Annotated in this window: 21 protein-coding genes, 2 pseudogenes and 1 riboswitch; of the genes and pseudogenes, 10 read left to right on the top strand and 13 right to left on the bottom strand. The window is 42.9% G+C overall.

What is annotated here, in order from left to right; translation table 11 throughout:
• Positions 1–189 precede the first annotated feature (189 nt).
• A complete protein-coding gene (locus HMPREF2764_RS01775; protein WP_000174452.1) occupies positions 190–825 on the bottom strand; it encodes a DUF421 domain-containing protein in 636 nt (211 codons plus the stop codon).
• Positions 822–1,277 carry a DUF3290 family protein gene (locus tag HMPREF2764_RS01770; protein WP_000675329.1) on the bottom strand — a complete coding sequence of 152 codons (456 nt, stop codon included), beginning with the start codon at positions 1,275–1,277 and terminating at the stop codon, positions 822–824. The genes HMPREF2764_RS01775 and HMPREF2764_RS01770 overlap by 4 nt, the downstream gene beginning before the upstream one ends.
• Before the next feature lie 133 nt (positions 1,278–1,410).
• Here HMPREF2764_RS01770 and HMPREF2764_RS01765 point away from each other — a divergent pair, with 133 nt between their 5' ends.
• From HMPREF2764_RS01765 to HMPREF2764_RS01750, 4 genes are all read left to right on the top strand, one after another.
• Positions 1,411–2,238 (top strand): exodeoxyribonuclease III, encoded by an 828-nt coding sequence (locus HMPREF2764_RS01765; protein WP_070526717.1) that lies wholly within the window; start codon positions 1,411–1,413, stop codon positions 2,236–2,238.
• Between the two features lie 11 nt (positions 2,239–2,249).
• A complete protein-coding gene (locus HMPREF2764_RS01760) occupies positions 2,250–2,636 on the top strand; it encodes a bleomycin resistance protein (protein ID WP_070526714.1) in 387 nt (128 codons plus the stop codon).
• 217 nt (positions 2,637–2,853) lie between these two features.
• Positions 2,854–2,949: riboswitch (purine riboswitch) on the top strand.
• 130 nt (positions 2,950–3,079) lie between these two features.
• The gene (locus HMPREF2764_RS01755; RefSeq protein WP_000770411.1) at positions 3,080–3,661 is read left to right on the top strand and encodes a xanthine phosphoribosyltransferase; all 582 of its coding nucleotides are present in this window, start codon (positions 3,080–3,082) and stop codon (positions 3,659–3,661) included.
• Positions 3,661–4,923, top strand: a complete 1,263-nt coding sequence (locus tag HMPREF2764_RS01750) for a nucleobase:cation symporter-2 family protein (RefSeq protein ID WP_070526711.1) — start codon at positions 3,661–3,663, stop codon at positions 4,921–4,923. The genes HMPREF2764_RS01755 and HMPREF2764_RS01750 overlap by 1 nt, the downstream gene beginning before the upstream one ends.
• Before the next feature lie 32 nt (positions 4,924–4,955).
• Here the strand turns inward: HMPREF2764_RS01750 and HMPREF2764_RS01745 are convergent, their stop codons facing one another.
• From HMPREF2764_RS01745 to HMPREF2764_RS01735, 3 genes are all read right to left on the bottom strand, one after another.
• Complete coding sequence (locus HMPREF2764_RS01745; RefSeq protein WP_000651199.1) at positions 4,956–5,360, bottom strand: PaaI family thioesterase; 405 nt, start codon at positions 5,358–5,360, stop codon at positions 4,956–4,958.
• A gap of 69 nt (positions 5,361–5,429) precedes the next feature.
• Entirely contained in the window at positions 5,430–6,911 is a 1,482-nt protein-coding gene (locus HMPREF2764_RS01740; RefSeq protein WP_070526708.1) for a UDP-glucose--hexose-1-phosphate uridylyltransferase, read from the bottom strand.
• An 18-nt stretch (positions 6,912–6,929) separates the two neighbouring features.
• Entirely contained in the window at positions 6,930–8,108 is a 1,179-nt protein-coding gene (locus HMPREF2764_RS01735) for a galactokinase (protein WP_070526705.1), read from the bottom strand.
• A gap of 165 nt (positions 8,109–8,273) precedes the next feature.
• Here HMPREF2764_RS01735 and galR point away from each other — a divergent pair, with 165 nt between their 5' ends.
• The gene (gene galR, locus HMPREF2764_RS01730; protein WP_004259105.1) at positions 8,274–9,275 is read left to right on the top strand and encodes a DNA-binding transcriptional regulator GalR; all 1,002 of its coding nucleotides are present in this window, start codon (positions 8,274–8,276) and stop codon (positions 9,273–9,275) included.
• A gap of 67 nt (positions 9,276–9,342) precedes the next feature.
• Here galR and HMPREF2764_RS01725 read toward each other — a convergent pair whose 3' ends face one another.
• From HMPREF2764_RS01725 to HMPREF2764_RS01715, 3 genes are all read right to left on the bottom strand, one after another.
• A complete protein-coding gene (locus HMPREF2764_RS01725; RefSeq protein WP_004259103.1) occupies positions 9,343–10,380 on the bottom strand; it encodes a zinc-binding dehydrogenase in 1,038 nt (345 codons plus the stop codon).
• Positions 10,381–10,734, bottom strand: a complete 354-nt coding sequence (gene nmlR, locus HMPREF2764_RS01720; protein ID WP_001022624.1) for a stress response transcriptional regulator NmlR — start codon at positions 10,732–10,734, stop codon at positions 10,381–10,383.
• A gap of 333 nt (positions 10,735–11,067) precedes the next feature.
• A complete protein-coding gene (locus HMPREF2764_RS01715; protein ID WP_000645152.1) occupies positions 11,068–11,958 on the bottom strand; it encodes a cation diffusion facilitator family transporter in 891 nt (296 codons plus the stop codon).
• 132 nt (positions 11,959–12,090) lie between these two features.
• Here HMPREF2764_RS01715 and HMPREF2764_RS01710 point away from each other — a divergent pair, with 132 nt between their 5' ends.
• The gene (locus HMPREF2764_RS01710; RefSeq protein ID WP_000207362.1) at positions 12,091–12,627 is read left to right on the top strand and encodes a TetR/AcrR family transcriptional regulator; all 537 of its coding nucleotides are present in this window, start codon (positions 12,091–12,093) and stop codon (positions 12,625–12,627) included.
• Between the two features lie 166 nt (positions 12,628–12,793).
• On the opposite strand, the pseudogene pnuC reads toward HMPREF2764_RS01710, so the two are convergent.
• Positions 12,794–13,303: pseudogene (pnuC, locus tag HMPREF2764_RS01705) on the bottom strand (nicotinamide riboside transporter PnuC); the annotation flags it as partial.
• A gap of 39 nt (positions 13,304–13,342) precedes the next feature.
• Here pnuC and HMPREF2764_RS10240 point away from each other — a divergent pair.
• The 4 genes from HMPREF2764_RS10240 to HMPREF2764_RS09955 are packed head-to-tail and all read left to right on the top strand — an operon-like array spanning position 13,343 to position 14,677.
• Positions 13,343–14,038: an IS6 family transposase gene (locus HMPREF2764_RS10240; protein ID WP_001015319.1), complete on the top strand. Its 696-nt coding sequence runs from the start codon at positions 13,343–13,345 to the stop codon at positions 14,036–14,038.
• Positions 14,031–14,288, top strand: a complete 258-nt coding sequence (locus HMPREF2764_RS01695; RefSeq protein ID WP_001287840.1) for a plasmid replication protein — start codon at positions 14,031–14,033, stop codon at positions 14,286–14,288. Before HMPREF2764_RS10240 ends, HMPREF2764_RS01695 begins: the two co-directional genes overlap by 8 nt.
• Positions 14,289–14,300: 12 nt before the next feature.
• Positions 14,301–14,528, top strand: coding sequence for a DNA-binding protein (locus HMPREF2764_RS01690; RefSeq protein WP_070526702.1), 228 nt, complete (start codon positions 14,301–14,303; stop codon positions 14,526–14,528).
• On the top strand, positions 14,516–14,677 hold the full coding sequence (locus HMPREF2764_RS09955) for a hypothetical protein (protein ID WP_186821153.1): 162 nt from the start codon (positions 14,516–14,518) through the stop codon (positions 14,675–14,677). Before HMPREF2764_RS01690 ends, HMPREF2764_RS09955 begins: the two co-directional genes overlap by 13 nt.
• Positions 14,678–14,901: 224 nt before the next feature.
• On the opposite strand, the gene HMPREF2764_RS01685 is transcribed toward HMPREF2764_RS09955, so the two are convergent.
• The 4 genes and pseudogenes from HMPREF2764_RS01685 to HMPREF2764_RS01670 all read right to left on the bottom strand — a co-directional run bounded on the left by HMPREF2764_RS01685 (position 14,902) and on the right by HMPREF2764_RS01670 (position 17,893).
• Positions 14,902–15,702, bottom strand: a complete 801-nt coding sequence (locus HMPREF2764_RS01685) for an energy-coupling factor ABC transporter ATP-binding protein (protein ID WP_033679757.1) — start codon at positions 15,700–15,702, stop codon at positions 14,902–14,904.
• Positions 15,689–16,525, bottom strand: a complete 837-nt coding sequence (locus HMPREF2764_RS01680) for an ABC transporter ATP-binding protein (protein ID WP_070526699.1) — start codon at positions 16,523–16,525, stop codon at positions 15,689–15,691. The genes HMPREF2764_RS01685 and HMPREF2764_RS01680 overlap by 14 nt, the downstream gene beginning before the upstream one ends.
• On the bottom strand, positions 16,501–17,292 hold the full coding sequence (locus tag HMPREF2764_RS01675; protein WP_000130448.1) for an energy-coupling factor transporter transmembrane component T: 792 nt from the start codon (positions 17,290–17,292) through the stop codon (positions 16,501–16,503). Before HMPREF2764_RS01675 ends, HMPREF2764_RS01680 begins: the two co-directional genes overlap by 25 nt.
• Positions 17,292–17,893: pseudogene (locus tag HMPREF2764_RS01670) on the bottom strand (ECF transporter S component). Before HMPREF2764_RS01670 ends, HMPREF2764_RS01675 begins: the two are co-directional and overlap by 1 nt.
• Positions 17,894–18,132: the final 239 nt, after the last annotated feature.

The following is an 18,132-nucleotide window of genomic DNA, read 5'->3' as shown; positions in this document are numbered from 1 at the left end:
GCAAATGGAAACCTGAGGCCAAGACTCAATGAAAATCAAAGAGCAAACTAGGAAACTAGCCGCAGGCTGCTCAAAGCACTGCTTTGAGGTTGTAGATAGAACTGACGAAGTCAGTAACCTACATACGGCAAGGCGACGTTGACGCAGTTTGAATTTGATTTTTGAAGAGTACAAGACCCCAGGTTTTTCTTATTCATAAGTTACGACTGAGACGGCACCCTTGTCATACTCAGCGATAAAGATATTGGCCACATTGTCATGCCCTTGTTTGCTGAGATTATCAAGCAACCACTCTTCGCTACGGTCAATATATTCCAAAACATCGACTTGGATCACACCGTCAGTCACAACTGGATACTTAGGATTTTCATCTCCCATTTGGACCACGATGAGTTGGCCATTTTGCTCATGCACAGCTCGTTTGACCTGTTTCATCTGGAAAATTCCTTGGCTACGAAGTTTGAGAGCAACTTCTGCTGCAGACAAACCAACTGAACGACAGGCTTCTGGGTCAATCTGCCCATTTTTGATAAGGAGAGTTGGTTTTCCATCAATCAAGCGTTTGACAAAACGAACATTGTTATTGAGCCACTTGAGGGTCAAGACCAAAATCGTCCACATCATCAAAATCACTGCGTACTGCAGAATGCTGATTGAACTATTGTAAATCACCCCACCGATGATACCACCAAGAACATAGTTCTGAATTTGGTCTGTAGCAGAGTTAGGTGCTAGATTCCCCTTTCCTGTCACATTAATAACAAAAACAAGAGAGAAAAGACCCAAGGCCAGTTTGATTAAAATTTCCATATAATTGAGTGTCATTTGTTTACCTCCACCAATTCAATAGCGTCTGTTTGATGCAATTCTAATTTCTCTAAAAGATACTTGTCTGGTTGGCTCCCGTTCATGGCACGATAGAAATTTGAACCTACCTTGATAAGTGCTCCATCAGTGGCTGCAGAAGTATTGACATAAACTTCTGATTTATCCACTCCCAAGTCTTTGGAAACAACCTCTATAAAATGAAGTGAAGTTTGAAATTGATTGTTAGAGGCTTGATTGGTCTGGTATTTTGAAATTGTTACCAAAAGCATGGCTACCAAGGTCAAGGCCAAAATCATGACCAATTCCCGAAACTTAGTCCCCTTTTTATCTCGATAGGCCTTAAAGGCAAAAAATCCTGTGATAGCTAGGAGCACAATCCCAAAGCCAATCATGATGCCATTTTGCTGACTGATTTGGCTAAGTACATAGTCATATGAGTAAAATTTCATTTATTTTCACTCCCTTTCATAAAATCATTCTTCATTATAAACGAAAGAGAGTGATTTTTCAAGCCATACGTTGGGGAAATAGACCTTTTTTTGGTATAATAAAATCTATAATCTGAATGAAAAAGGTAACTTTATGAAACTCATCTCATGGAATATTGATTCCCTCAATGCTGCCCTAACTAGTGACTCAGCTCGTGCCAAATTGTCCCAAGAAGTACTACAAACCTTGGTCGCTGAAAATGCTGATATCATCGCTATCCAAGAAACCAAGCTTTCTGCCAAGGGGCCTACAAAGAAACACTTGGAAATTTTAGAAGAACTCTTCCCAGACTACGTAAACACGTGGCGCTCTTCCCAAGAACCTGCCCGCAAAGGCTATGCTGGTACTATGTTCCTCTATAAGAAAGAACTCACACCCACTGTCACTTTCCCAGAAATCGGTGCCCCTTCTACCATGGACTTGGAAGGCCGCATCATCACCTTGGAATTTGATAAATTTTTCGTTACCCAAGTTTACACACCAAACGCTGGTGATGGCCTCAAACGCTTGGAAGAACGCCAAGTCTGGGATGTCAAATATGCAGAGTACTTGGCTGAACTAGACAAAGAAAAACCAGTTCTTGCGACCGGTGACTACAACGTAGCCCACAATGAAATCGACCTTGCAAATCCTGCTAGCAACCGCCGTTCACCAGGATTTACCGACGAAGAACGTGCTGGATTTACCAACCTCTTGGCAACTGGATTTACAGACACCTTCCGTCATGTTCACGGCGATGTGCCTGAACGTTACACTTGGTGGGCACAGCGCAGCAAGACTTCTAAAATCAATAATACAGGCTGGAGAATCGACTACTGGCTCACAAGTAACCGCATCGCTGACAAGGTGACCAAGTCTGACATGATTGACTCAGGAGCTCGTCAAGACCACACACCCATTGTCTTGGAGATTGAACTCTAAGGAGAAAACGAATGGACTATCAAGCTGTCATTCCTGAATTTGTAGTATCTGACATCGAACAGTCGCGCCACTTCTACTGCGACTTGTTGGGATTCTCTGTCGAATACGAGCGCCCCGAGGAGAAATTTCTCTTCCTCTCTCTTGAAGACTGCCAACTTATGCTAGAAGAAGGCAGCGCAGAAGAATTAGCTCAGCTGACCTATCCTTTCGGGCGAGGTGTCAATATTTCCTTTGGCATTGCAGATGTTCCTCAGCTCCACCAACAACTGCTGGAAGCTGACTATCCTATTTATCGTCCGCTGACCAAAAGAGAATTTCGAGTGGGAGATAGCTTTATTTACCCTCATGAATTTGCAGTTTTGGATCCAGATGGCTATTTTTTAAGATTTAGCGAATAGAAAAAATCTTTCAAATCAGAAAAAGGCATATTGTCAAGTCTTGAAAAATCTTGATAATATGCCTTTTATGATGGAAAAACCTTCTAAATGTTAGCCAATAAGTTAATTTCTGCCCATTTTTATTATATTTGTTCGTTTTTTATCCCAAAACACTAACAAAGTATTTGATTTCTAAAGTTATTTGGTGTAAAATAAAAACATTGGCTCAAGCCTATTTAAAATTGAATATCGTTTTACTTGTTTATGTCGTGAATTGGCGCGACGTTTCTACAAGGTGCCGGAACACCTAACAATAAGTAAGTCAGCAGTGAGGTATGGTCGTTTTTCCCATGCCTATTTTGGGGACTTACTTAGAGATTAAGTAGGTCTTTTTTCTATCAGTTTTTACTTGATAGGAATCTGGAACAAGCAAATGGATTGGCTTTTAGACTTTAGGAGGTCTTATGAAATTATTAGAAGAGCGCATCCTCAAGGATGGGCATATCTTGGGTGATAACATCCTCAAGGTGGATTCCTTTTTAACCCACCAAGTTGACTTTAGCTTGATGCGAGAGATTGGTAAGGTTTTTGCGGAAAAATTTGCTTCTGCTGGTATTACCAAAGTCGTAACCATTGAAGCGTCAGGTATTGCCCCAGCCATTTTTACAGCTGAAGCCTTGAATGTACCGATGATTTTCGCCAAAAAAGCTAAAAACATCACCATGAATGAAGGCATCTTGACCGCCGAAGTTTACTCCTTTACCAAGCAGGTGACTAGCACCGTTTCCATCGCTGGAAAATTCCTCTCACCAGAGGACAAGGTCTTGATTATTGACGATTTCCTTGCTAATGGTCAAGCTGCTAAAGGCTTGATTCAAATCATCGAACAGGCTGGAGCCACAGTCGAAGCTATCGGTATTGTGATTGAAAAATCCTTCCAAGATGGCCGTGATTTGCTTGAAAAAGCAGGCTATCCTGTCCTATCACTCGCTCGTTTGGATCGTTTTGAAAATGGTCAGGTCGTATTTAAGGAGGCAGATCTCTAATGCAAACTCAAGAAAAACACTCGCAAGCAGCCATTCTTGGCTTGCAGCACTTACTAGCCATGTACTCAGGATCTATCCTGGTTCCCATCATGATTGCGACAGCCCTTGGCTATTCAGCTGAGCAGTTGACCTACCTGATTTCTACAGATATCTTCATGTGTGGAGTGGCAACCTTCCTCCAACTCCAACTCAACAAATACTTTGGGATTGGACTACCAGTCGTTCTCGGAGTTGCCTTCCAATCAGTCGCTCCCTTGATTATGATTGGTCAAAGCCATGGTAGTGGTGCTATGTTTGGTGCCCTTATCGCATCAGGGATTTACGTGGTTCTTGTTTCAGGCATTTTCTCAAAAGTGGCCAATCTTTTCCCTTCTATCGTAACAGGATCTGTTATTACTACGATTGGTTTAACCTTGATTCCTGTCGCTATTGGAAATATGGGAAATAACGTTCCAGAGCCAACTGGTCAAAGTCTCTTGCTTGCAGCTATCACTGTTTTGATTATCCTCTTGATCAACATCTTTACCAAAGGATTTATCAAGTCTATCTCTATTTTGATTGGTCTAGTTGTTGGAACTGCCATTGCTGCTAGCATGGGCTTAGTTGACTTCTCTCCTGTTTCAGCAGCACCACTTGTCCATGTCCCAACTCCCCTCTACTTTGGGATGCCAACCTTTGAAATCTCCTCTATTGTCATGATGTGTATCATCGCAACGGTGTCTATGGTTGAGTCGACTGGTGTTTACCTAGCCTTGTCTGATATCACGAAAGACCCAATCGACAGCACGCGCCTGCGTAACGGTTACCGTGCAGAAGGTTTAGCTGTACTTCTCGGAGGAATCTTTAACACCTTCCCTTACACAGGATTTTCACAAAACGTTGGTCTGGTTAAATTGTCAGGCATCAAGAAACGTCTACCAATCTACTATGCAGCTGGTTTCCTGGTTCTCCTTGGACTTCTTCCTAAGTTTGGCGCCCTTGCCCAAATCATTCCAAGCCCTGTCCTCGGTGGTGCCATGCTGGTGATGTTTGGTTTTGTATCGATTCAAGGAATGCAAATCCTCGCGCGTGTTGACTTTGCTAACAATGAACATAACTTCCTTATCGCAGCAGTCTCAATCGCTGCAGGTGTCGGTCTAAATAACAGTAATCTCTTCATCAGCATGCCGACAGCCTTCCAAATGTTCTTCTCAAACGGAATCGTCGTAGCCAGTCTACTCGCCATTGTCCTCAATGCAGTATTAAATCATAAAAAGAAATAAGAAAAAGAGGTGTGAGCCTCTTTTTTGTTTATCTATATCCTTACCTGTCTTTCTTCTGACCTCTGGCCTGTGACAAACATGGTAAAGGTTGCTTTACAGACATTTCTGCCCTCTTGATTGGTGATATCCACATCCACCACACAGGTTGTGCGACCTTGATGGACGCATTCTCCTTTAATGGTCAACACGTCGTCAAGTTTTCCTGCCTTGAGGTAGTTGATAGAGGATTGAAGTGTCACCCCATCAAGTCCCAGCGAGATAACCACCAAACCACTAATCTGGTCACAAAGGGTGAAGAGATAGCCACCATGGGCATTGCCATAGTAGTTTAGCGACGAGTCCACTACTTTGGTCGTCACCACAACGTGACCGTCTCTCATTTTTTCAATTTCGTAATTTTCAAAGGCAGATATAGCGTCAAAATGAAAATCTTTCATCGTTTCCTCCTGATATTTCAAACGACACTATGATACTACTTTTTATAGGACTGTGCAAGGAGAAAGCTCCTAGTCTGGCAAAATTCCGACCTGCTCCACAAAGCGCATAAAGGCTGCCTGTCCTTGTTCTGTCTGCTTATAGACTCCTGCATCCTCAAGTACACGCGCAAAGATAGTACCCACAGAGTCCTTGACGATTTCAAGGGCTTTTTCTTTATCTGCTAGGTCCGGATGTTGGGCTTTGAGCTGGTCTGCCCATTCCTGATGATAAGAGGCAACTGTATCCCCTTCTCCCACGAGATAGCTAGCGACTTGCTCCACTTCTTCTTTCAGGCGTGGTGGCAAAATAGCCAAGCCCATGACCTCAATCAAGCCGATATTTTCCTTCTTGATATGTTGGACATTCTTGTGGGGATGATAAATTCCATCAGGATGCTCTGGCGATGTCTGATTGTCCCGCAAGACCAAGTCCAACTCAAACTGTCCATCGCGTTTACGAGCAATCGGTGTGATAGTATGATGTGGTGTCCCGTCTGTTTCTGACAAGATCTGCACTGCAGAATCTGAATACTGACGCCATTCCAGCAAAATCTTATCAGCCAAGTTGATCAAATCTTCTTTGGAAGCCGAAGTCAAACGTAGCACTGACATAGGCCACTTGACAATTCCAGCCTTGACCTGCTCAAAACCAGCAAATCGGAAGGTCTTTTGCAAGGGAGCCAATTCCATAGGAAAGACATGACGGCCTCCCTGATAGTGATCATGAGTTAGAATAGAGCCTCCCACAATCGGCAAGTCGGCATTAGAGCCAGCAAAATATCCTGGAAACTGCTCTACGATAGCCAACAAACGCTCAAAACTCTGACGACTAATGACCATGGGACGATGCTGGCCATCTAAAAAGATACAGTGCTCATTAAAGTAAGCATAGGGCGAATACTGGAATCCCCACTCCTGACCAGCCATTTCAAAACGTATAATACGGTGGTTGCTGCGAGCTGGGTGGTTAACTCGACCAAGGTAGCCCTCATTCTCTAGACAAAGCTGACACTGAGGATAATTACTAGCTTGCACCAACTTGGCTGCCGCAATCTCTTTCGGATCCTTCTCAGGCTTAGAGAGGTTGATGGTAATTTCAAGCTCTCCGTAATCAGATTGAACACGATAAGCGATATTTTTAGCAATAGCCTTGAGTTTGATGTAGTCATTCTTCTGACTGAGTTGGTAGAAATTCGCTATCGCTTGCTCAGGAGATTGGGCATAGGTTGCCCAGAAGTCACGATTGACCTGACTTGGACAAGGAGTTACCAAGTTCATCAGTTCAGCACCGAGAATCTCACGCGCAGTCTGACTATCCTCAATCGTCTCTAATCGAACGGCTTCCTCAACCAACTGGTCTTTGAGGTCAATCAATTTATCTAGACCAGTCTCAACTTCCAAAACACCATCTCCCACTCGTGCCAAGACACGATTGGTCAGGTAGATTCGATCCATTTCCTCAAATGAACTTTCAGCAATAACGTGTGTTACAAATTTATCTACTAAGGTCACTATAGAGCCTCCTTTTAACTAGTCAAGGACGCGAGTGCCACCTGCAACTTCAGCGATATAGAAGCTTGGAGCGTAGCCAACTACTTCCTCGTAGTGTTTGCCAACAGCTTCCTTAAAGGCATCAACAGTGTCTTTTTGCACCAAGGCAATGGCACATCCGCCAAAACCTGCCCCTGTCATCCGAGCACCGAGAACTCCTTCTTGATCCCAAGCTGTGTGAACAAGAGTATCCAATTCCAAACCAGTTACTTCATAGTCATGCTCTAGGGAAACGTGTGACGCATTCATCAAACGACCAAATGTTTCCAAATCTCCTGCTTGAAGGGCTACTTGGGCTTTGAGAGTACGTTGGTTTTCAAGCACAGCATGGCGAGCACGTTTCAAACGATTTTCATCTTTAATCAGATAACTGTATTGGTCAAAGGCCCACTCGTCCAATTCACCCAAGGTCTGAATATCTAAGGCAACTTGCAATTCTTCCACCGCTTTTTCACACTCAGCACGACGTTCATTGTATTTAGAGTCCGCCAATTCACGGCGTTTATTGGTGTTCATAATAACAACGACATTGTCCTTCAAATCAAGTGGTACCAAGTCATACTCTAAAGTGTTAGTATCTAAGTAAATAGCACGTTGGTCCGCTCCCATTCCGATAGCAAACTGGTCCATGATACCAGAATTGACTCCGATAAAGTTATTTTCTGTTTGTTTGCCGATTTTAACCAAATCGAGACGCTCTAATTTTAAATCAAAGAGATGCTCTGCCACGACTCCTGTCAAAAGTTCCAAGGATGCTGAAGAAGACAAGCCAGCACCATTTGGAATATTCCCATAAACATAAAAATCAAAACCTTTGTCAATCACGTGCCCAGCTTCTTGCAAGAAATGAAGAACTCCTTTTGGATAATTGGTCCAGTTGTGCTCTTTTTCAAACTTGAGATCCGCTAAAGGCACTTCGATAATGCCCTTTTCCTCAAAGTTAGCTGAGTAGAAACGTAAAATTTGGTCGTCACGCTTACGAGCTGCACCGTAAGTTCCCAAGGAAATAGCAGCAGGAAAAACGTGCCCACCGTTGTAGTCTGTGTGCTCACCAATCAAATTGATACGACCTGGTGAAAAGAATGTTTGGTCTGCTTCTTGACCAAAAACAGCAAAAAAATCTTTGCGAAGAGTTTCAGCAGTAAGATGTTGTGTCATATGAATTCTCCTTTTACTGTCCGTTAAGTCACCTTAACGTGTAATCGTTTTCTTCTATTGTATCCAAGGGATTTCCCAAGGTCAATCCTTTTTACTAAAATTTTACTAAACTGTCAGTAAAAAAGCAGAAAAATATGATATACTAACCTTAAAGAAGGAGGATTTATGGCTACCTTAAAAGACATTGCACAGCTAGCCTCTGTCTCTATCGCGACCGTATCCCGTGTCCTCAACCGCGACCAGAGCCTATCTGTTACAGAAGAAACGAGACACCGTATTTTAACCGTTGCTGAAGAGCTGGGCTACACTAAGCATCTCAAGACAGGCGAGTCCCACAAGCCCAAGCAAAAGATTGCCATTATCCAATGGGTCAGCGAACAAGGGGAGCTGGACGACCTCTACTACTACCAGATTCGCCTAGGCATAGAAAAAAGAGCCCAAGAGTTGGACTACGATATCTTGCGCTATTTTAATGACCATCCTTTTACCCTAAGCGAGGAAGTAATTGGGATTCTCTGCATCGGAAAATTTAGCCGAGCTCAGATTTCTGCCTTTGAAGAATACCAAAAGCCTCTTGTATTTCTAGACAGCGATACACTTTCCCTGGGACATACCTGCATTATCACAGACTTTTACACTGCCATGAAACAGGTTGTCGATTATTTTCTCAGCCAAGGGATGGACCGCATCGGGATTCTAACAGGCCTTGAAGAAACAACCGACCAAGAAGAAATCATTGAGGATAAGCGACTGGAAAATTTTAGAAACTACAGTCAAGCAAAGGGAATCTATCATGATGAACTGGTCTTTCAAGGAAGCTTTACTGCCCAGTCTGGCTATGACTTGATGAAGGAGGCTATTCAGAGTTTGGGAGACCAACTGCCACCAGCATTTTTTGCAGCTAGCGATAGTTTAGCTATCGGTGCCCTCCGTGCCCTCCAAGAAGCTGGAATCAACCTGCCAGACCGCGTCAGTCTTATTTCCTTTAACGACACCAGCCTGACCAAGCAAGTCTATCCTCCCCTCTCCAGCATCACCGTCTATACCGAAGAAATGGGCAGAGCAGGCATGGATATTCTTAATAAAGAAGTACTCCACGGTCGCAAAATCCCTAGCCTGACCATGCTGGGAACCAGACTGACTCTGAGAGAGAGTACTCTGCCATAACTCCACAAATTAAAAATGACAAAAAATCCTAATAGAGAGTCTCAAATCTCCATTAGGATTTTCTTTTTTAGGCCATCACAATCATAGACTTAATGGTCTTACGTTCATCCATATCTTTATAAGCTTGATCAATATCTTCTAATTTATAGCTTGAAGTAAAGACACGGCCTGGATTGATATCACCATCAAGGACGGCTTTTAGTAAAAATTGCTTATCATATGTTGTCGCAGAAGCTGCCCCACCTGCTACAGAGATATTTTGCATAAATGTCGAACCAAGAGCACGATTATTATAGTGTGGGACTCCTACAAATCCCATACGCCCTCCATTATGAAGGACACCTAGCGCCTGTTCTACAGCAGCCTCCGTACCAACACATTCAAGTGCTGCGTCCGCTCCGCCACTGAGAATTTCACGCACCTTGGCAATACCTTCTTGACCTCGCTCAGCTACAAAAGCTGTCGCACCCGACTCCAGAGCCATCTTTTGACGATCTTCATGACGACTCATGAGGATAATTTGCGACGCACCACGCATCTTCGCCGCGATGACAGCACATTGACCTACAGCACCATCACCAATGACCACAACCTTATCCCCTTTTTGAACATTAGCAACACGCGCCGCATGATAGCCTGTCGGCATAACATCTGCAAGAGTCAAGAGGGACTTTAGCATACCTTCTGTGTAGTCAGAAGGTTGTCCAGGGATTTTAACCAGCGCCCAGTTTGCATAGTGAAAACGAATATATTCCGCCTGAAAATCGCCTCCCAAGTTATTACCAATATGATTATCGCAAGAACCGTCAAAGCCAGCAAGACAGGCATCACATTCACCACATCCATGAGTAAAAGGGACAATGACAAAATCACCTGGTTTCACCGTCGTAATGGATTCCCCAGTTTCTTCGACAATCCCAATCGCTTCGTGTCCACTATTTTTGTGTCCAGCTTTCGTTTCTGGATTACGGTACCTCCATAGATCCGATCCGCAAACGCACGCACGAACTACACGAATAATCGCATCATCTGCGTCTATAATTTGCGGACGTTCAATTGTAGCAAGACCAACCTGACCTGCCTTTGTATATACTGCTGATTTCATTTAAATTTTTCCTTCCTTGTAAAGTTTAATTTTGAGATTTAAGCGATTTAAAGCCACCTGTAACTGAGACAAGCGCTCCTCTAATTTTTTCTTTTCCTCTTCTAAAATACCAAGCCTTTTCTCTCGCGTTTCATCCCCCTTTTGGTAGAGAGACATATAGTCAACTAAACTATCTACAGAGACACCTGCCGAACGAAAACACTTAATAAATTCCAGAGCTTCAATATCATGATCTTGAAAATCACGAATTCCAGTTGCAGTTCGAGTAATCGGTGGCACAAGACCAACCCGTTCATAGTACCGAATCGTATCCGCTGAAATTCCCAACAAGTCACTAGCAGATTTAATATTCATACACTAACCTCCTCTCATTCACTGAATTTAAGCTATTCTAACTCACTTATCTTATTATATAATTTTGAGTTGACTCCAAGTCAAGCATTTTGCGTCTAATCGAAAAATTTTTTATCATTATCAGTTCTCTTATTAGCATACCTTTTCATCAATCAAAGAAAGAGGTTGGGGAAAGCGTCTTTCAAATATGATACCAAAGAAACTGGAAAAAAAGTCTTTAAAAGCAAAAAGCGCATAGTATCAGACATTGAAAACCCTTGATACTATACGTTTTTTTGTATGAAGATTTACTTCATTTTCTCTTGAAATTGAGTTTTGTCTCAGCCGCTTTTTCTAGTGTTGATGCCCATGGGATTGCCCTAAGGCTGTTACCTTTCGCTTATGTTGCGCATGATTGCTTTGACTGGTGTCCACTTCGATAGTAATATTCTGCACACCTCTTTCTTCTAAGAGCTGACGTACTTGATTCTTTGTTTCCGTCATCTCCTCCCAATCCTCTAAACAGATATGGATAATAGCATTATTTTCTAGACCATCCATGGACCAAATGCTAAGTTGATTGACACTTTTGACATTGGTCAGAGCCTCCAAATCCTTCTCCAAATCACCTGTCTCTAGTCCTTCTGGCACAGCATCCAGGAAAATCTTGAGTGCGCTCCAAAATCGAGGAATAGCTTTTGTTAGAATGAAGATGGAAATGACAAGCGATAAGAGCGGATCAAGGATATACCAATCTGTAAATCGGAGGATAATCGCCATTAGAATGACAGCCAACCAACCTAGAGTATCTTCCAAAAAGTGCAGGCTCAGAATTGACTCGTTCTTTGTCTTTCCCTTACGAACTACTAGACTAGCTAGCACATTGATACTGACTGCAATGATTCCTAGCCAGAGGACGCCTTCGTCATTAACGGGCTGTGGATTCAAAAGTTTAGTTATATTTTCCAAGATCACTAGAATGGATCCTGTGATAAGAATCACAGCAGTCACTAGGGCCCCTAAAAGACTAAATCGCTTGTAACCCAAGGTGTATTGCCTATCTTCTTCTCTATTTGAGATTGTTTCTAAAAAGGCCGATATGCCGATTGCTATAGCATCTCCCAAGTCATGGATAGAATCAGCAAGAACAGCACTTGAACCGAAGATTCCTCCTGCGATAAACTCAACAATAGCATAGCTTAAATTTAAGAAAAAAGCTACCCAAACAGTATATTTTGCCTTCATCTTTCTCATTCCTTTGTTATAATAGATTTATGAATACCTTGTTCATTATCATTATCCACTAAAACTCAAAGAAAGGATAGAAGCAAAACGTCAGCTTTATTCATTTCTGAACAATTTGCCTCAAGTGTCCATATGACTACCATTGACCGCCGTATCAGCAAAACAAAAAAAGCCATCTATCAAGCTTTTCTACAACTTTTAAACGATAAGGGTTACGAAGCCACTACAGTTCAGGATATCATTGATCTCGCAGATGTGGGACGATCCACCTTTTACTGTCACTATGAGAGTAAGGAACTACTTCTGGACGCGCTTTGCCGCCACCTCTTCCATCATCTCTTTGAAAGAGAGCAACCCATTTCAACTGAGGACTACCTCGCCCACCTCTTTCTCCATTTTCAGAAAAACCAAGACCATATCACCAGTTTACTATTCTCCAAGAATGACTACTTCCTCCGTCAACTCCGGAGAGAGCTGGAGCACCACGTCTATCCCATGCTAACTGATGAGTTTAAAGAAGCACACCCAAGTCTGCCTGCTTCTTACCTCCAACACTTAGTCGTGTCCAACTTTATCGAGACATTGACCTGGTGGCTCAAAAAAGGACAAGACTTTACAGACCAAGAAGTTGTGCAGTTTTATCTAGACCTTCTCATTCCTAAAAATTGAATACAGATTAAAGCTCGGTTGCCTTATTTCTAGGCTACTGAGTTTTTTATCTTTTCAACAACAAAAGAGAACACGCCGATCCTCTTTTTCATAATATACAATCCTTGATTATCAACTATATCTGTTTTAACCGAAAACTCAAAACAGCACTTTTAAACATCTCTTCTTAGTTAGGTAACTTAGCAGCCTTGCTCCACTGGTACCAACCAACTAGACTGTTAATGAGATAAATCAAGTATTTCCCTTGAATTTGCAGGCTTTCTCCCCACCAGAGATAGATTGAAAAGACATTAATAGCTGCCCAGAATATCCACTGTTCACGGTAAACAGCTGTCATGAGGATTTGCCCTACCCCATTGGTCGCATCTGTGATTGAATCACGATAGGGACGATTAGTACCAATAGACTGATAAATGAAGCCAAAGGCCAACCACCAAAGAACACTAATGGAAAGATACTTGGTCCAGCCCTTACCATCCAGCTTACGCGCAACAAACTCCTGCTTTTCCTTCTTAAACTGTGCCTGATAAATCCAAACTAGAAGACCAATTGGCTGCATTACTGTGAAGTAAAGTGTCGTCAGCACCTCACCATAAAAGCCTTTTTGAAGGGCAAGCACCAGATAAATGATGGAATTAATCAAACCAAATAGGTGGTTACTAGCACGATCTTCAGCTTCTCAAAGAGCAGAAAAAAGGTTAGTAAGGCTTGAGAGATGAATCATTTTAAAGGCAAACAATTCCAACAAGACGTCATCATTGTCGCTGTTGGTTATTACCTACGTTACAATCTGAGCTATCGTGAAGTTCAGGAATTGCTTTATGACCGTGGAATAAATGTTTGTCACACTACGATTTATCGGTGGGTTCAAGAATACAGTAAAATCCTCTATCATCTCTGGAAAAAGAAAAATAAACAGTCCTTCTATTCGTGGAAAATGGATGAAACCTATATCAAAATTAAGGGGCGTTGGCATTATCTCTATCGAGCGATTGATGCGGACGGTTTAACATTGGATATCTGGTTACGAAAGAAACGTCGAGCAGACGATAACAGCTATAAGTTAGAAGATACCGCCTATCAAGAAGATAAAGCACGCAAAGCAGAAACCGAAGATAAGCTAGCTATTGAAGCAATGAAAAGCAAGTACACCACGCTATTGCTAGAAAATATGTTGCTAAGTCCGTTTGAAATGCAAGATACAAAAATCATGGCAGAATTGCAAGTCCATGTTTACCCCCTCTATGACGAACTGAAAGAATTAAGAGGGCTAAATAGTGTTAAAGACCACTTGTCTTATGTTGCCAGCAGACGTGAAGAATATTCTAAGCATAATATCGCACGCTACCTCAAAAAAGTCATTGAACAATATCTACCAACGGTTAAAAGGCAGGACTTAAACCATGAGTGAAGACTTAAAAACGATCAAAGAGCTGGCGGATGAGTTGAGTGTTACAAAACAAAATATTCAATATCACTACCAAAGGTTACCAAAAGAATTACAGCTTAAAAGTTCCAATGGGTCTAATCTAATAAATTCTAAAGCAGAAAAAATAATTTTAGGTAAAGTAGAAAGTAGTAGCAAATCGAATACCAAAGACCAACAAATAAGTAGCAAAGACCAACAAATAGAAAAACTAACTAATTTGTTAGACCAGTAACAACGATTAGCCTTGCAAGATAAAAAGTTGCTAGAAGAATACAAGGCGGAAAATGATAACTTAAAAGCCCTCAAAATGCCCTCACAAGAAACAGAATTCAAACACTTAGACAATCAATATAAAGATGAAGTGAACGCTCTTAAAGAGAAGTTGGAAAATTTGCAGGAACAAATCAAAAATCAAAAAAGGATAGAAGAACAAGAAAAACCAATAAAATGGTGGGGACTATGGCGAAAATAGATGATTCAGTTAAAAAGAAAGTTCCAGAATTGCGATTTAAAGGATTCACGGATGAATGGGAACAGCGTAAGTTGGGAGACGAAGTTCGAATAGTGATGGGACAGTCTCCTAATTCAGAAAATTATACTGATGATCCTAACGGGAGCTAAAAATGCGAAGACCTATGAAGACCGATTTTGTATTAGTCAAACAAAAGATCCAAAAGAAATGGTATATGATTATGACCATGAAACAAAGTAAAATCAAACCGAGTGATCTGAGGAAGCACCCGATGATCATGAAACGTTATTAAACACAAAAGTCACCCATGTGAGTTCTTGCCAGAAGCTGAAGTTAATCCTTCAACCTGGAAAACCCGCAGAGGTGACTTTTTCTATACATCTCGATTTTTCTGGCAATAATCATTAACCGATAAATATGTCTGTGAATCACCCAGCGACTCCGCTATGTCCATAATCCGCGGTGGTAGTAATCCCACTCGCTGGACAAGTTCGTGATTGCTGAATAATTCCCGTGGACTGCCGGCGAAGCCAAACTTCCCGTGTTCCATAACATACACCGACTCAAACTCGGCGGCGACCCAATCCATGTCATGGGTGATGGTCACAACTTGGTGGCCCGAATCAGCCAACTGATGGAAAATTGCGGTCAACTTGCGCCGGCTTTCCCAATCAAGCGACATCATCGGCTCATCAAATAGATAAATCGCCGGATCCACTGCCAAAACAGTGGCAACGCTCAACAGCTTGCGTTCCGACAATGACAGGTCATATGGACTTTCAGCTGTTTTATCATCCAAGCCAACTCTTTTTAGAGCCGCTAAAGCCCGCCTCGTAATCGTGTCGTGGTCATCCATGACCTGCGCGACACTCCACTCCACCTCTCGTTGAACGGTCGGGTTGAAAAGCTGATCGTCAGGATTCTGAAAAGTAATCCCAACCTTCAGTAACTTTTCGACTGGTTTAAGATCATTAAAATTTTCTCCATCAATCTTAATCACACCGGTTTGTGGTGTCAGCAAGCCCGTCAACAATTTGAAGAGCGTTGATTTGCCGGCACCATTTTGGCCGACAATCGCCACCATCGGATCGGTGAAGTGTTTGTCTTCAACATCCAAGCTAAAGGACCGTTCCGGATAAGTGAACGTCAGGTGGCTAAGTTCAATTGTGGACATAACGAACCTCCTTCAGATCAGCGTAATTCACCGGATACCGGCCATCAGCCAAGTGCCAATCCATTTTTTGAGCAAGTTGCTGGATTGTCGGGACTGGAATCTGCCAGTCAGCTGCCAAATGATTAAACACCTCACCCGGCCTGCCCTGGACTACCATTTGACCCTCGTGCAGCACCCACACAACGTCGGCGACTTCGCACAAATCGTCAATTTCACTGGTGACAATGAAGACAGTCGTCTCTTTGACTTGGGCCAGCCATTGGAAAAATTGCCGGCGGCCAAGGGGATCCATCTCACTGGTCGGATCATCCATAATCAAAACAGCCGGATTAGCCACAATCGCCGTGGCAATTGCCAACCGCTGGATCTGACCACCGGAAAGGCTCTCGGGACGCAAATTCAGCTGTTCAATCAGCCCCATTTGCGTGGCAACTTCTTCAACCCGTTTTTGAATCAGTCCTTCAGCCATTCCCTGATTAATCAAGTCAAAGGCGATTTCATCGGCAACCGTGTCTGCCAACCCGCTTAGTTGGCCAGCTGGATTTTGCAGTACAACTCCATTCATGGCATTATAAACTGGCCAATTGTCGGACACTCGCTGGCCAAACATGTGCCAATCGCCCTCAATCTCAGCAGACACAATTTTGGGAATGACCCCTGCCAGCACACGGCACAAAGTCGATTTGCCGGAGTGGCTATTCCCGATAATCCCAACCACCTGGCCAGTATGAACCTCCGCGTTAATCTGACGCAGTTGTGGTTGCTCAGTACCCGGATAACGGGTGGTCAAATTTTCAATTACAATCCGTTTATCTTCGTCCATATCTTCCACCCAATCAATAAAATTGCCAATCCAGTCAGACCAATGTGCAGCGTCCGCGACAGGCGATACACGCGCTGGGAGGTTCTGACAGTCCGGTTGAGATTATCAAAACCTCTCAGTTGGAGAGAAATCGACCGCGTCATCGATTGATCCAAGGTCTTAATCACCAATGGAATTAGAACCGGCAGGACTGACTTTAATTTCTGAATCAACGTTTTTTGCGGATTGGTTCCGCGAACTTTTTGTGCCTGCTGGATTTTCCGCATATTGCGCATCATTTCCGGCAAAATATAACACACCGACATCAGAACGTAGACGGTTTTATAAGACAATCCGGACAGTTCCAAATAGGCCGCGTTTTCTGAAATACTCGTGGTCACCATAAAAAAGCCACTGGTCAAAATAATCACCAATACTCGACAACCCAGAGTGGTGGCGTAAATCAGGCCTTCTTTGTAGAACGACACCCCAAGCACAGAAAACAGCACAGTTTGATTCCGACTGTAAAATAACCCTTGAATGATCAGCATGGTGCAAATCAGAAACAGGCTGAATCCCAGCGCCTTAAAGGTGGTAGAACTCAATTTGGAAAACAACAATAGCAGTGTTGCGACAAGAATTAATCCGGCCTGAAGCAATAAATTCATACTGGCAAAGCTCAACAACGTCATGTCCAAGATGAACAAGAGCTTAGTAATCGGATCGATCACCTGGTACCACTTGAGCTTGACCCTTGGCGCTCCAGAAATCAATGTTTTATCAGTCATCATTTATCATCGCTAAAGAAGTGCACCATCCGCTTCGGCAGCTGACGATAGATGAAGAATGCCAGGTAGGCCACGCAGACTTTATCCAAAATATCCAAGACAAACTCATCGGTAAATGAGGCCAGCCACACTGGTGCAGATTGGCGACCATTACCGCAAATAATGAGTCACCCCAAGCGATACCGGTCTGACCACCCCAAAAGATGACGTTGAGTGGCGTTGAAATGACAGCTGAAACGACGGCAATAATAATAGCAGAAACAAATACTCGTCGCGCTGACGAGAACCACCCATTGGCGTGCAAAACTCCGACAGCAATCCCAATTCCGATGCTGGTAATCGCATACACGGTTGAAATTGGCGATAAGGTCAGCCCATAGATCACGTTGTTGATGAAACCACTAATGGCACCGGCAACCGGCCCAGCCAACATGCTGGTAAGAAAGGTTCCCAAGGACCCCAGCCAAACGGGCAACTTTAACCCCTCCGCCAAGGCTTTGGCAACATAGTTAATCCCCACGGCAGCGGGAATCAAAGTCATGGTGGCAGCACTTAACTTAAATTTCCACATACTGGTACGATGAATCGGTTCTGTTTTCATAATCTTCTCCTTTTGTTTTTAAAGAGCCGTGTCTGGATAGACTTTCGGACGCAACGCTCTATTATATATCTACTGAACTGTCTATACACAAGATTTCCATCCTTAGTCGACATGAGCTGGAAATCTTTATTTGTTAAGTAGTTCACAACACATTATACACCTATTTTGTGAATAGTCAAGTGTATTTACAGTAAAATTTTAGAAAATCCTAAAAATTTCCTCTTATTTTCCATTTAAAA

Origin of the sequence: Streptococcus sp. HMSC073F11, from assembly GCF_001810785.1 — a bacterium.
GTDB lineage: Bacteria > Bacillota > Bacilli > Lactobacillales > Streptococcaceae > Streptococcus.
Note: the sequence above shows the minus strand (reverse complement) of the source record. Positions and strands in the feature narration are given on the sequence as shown.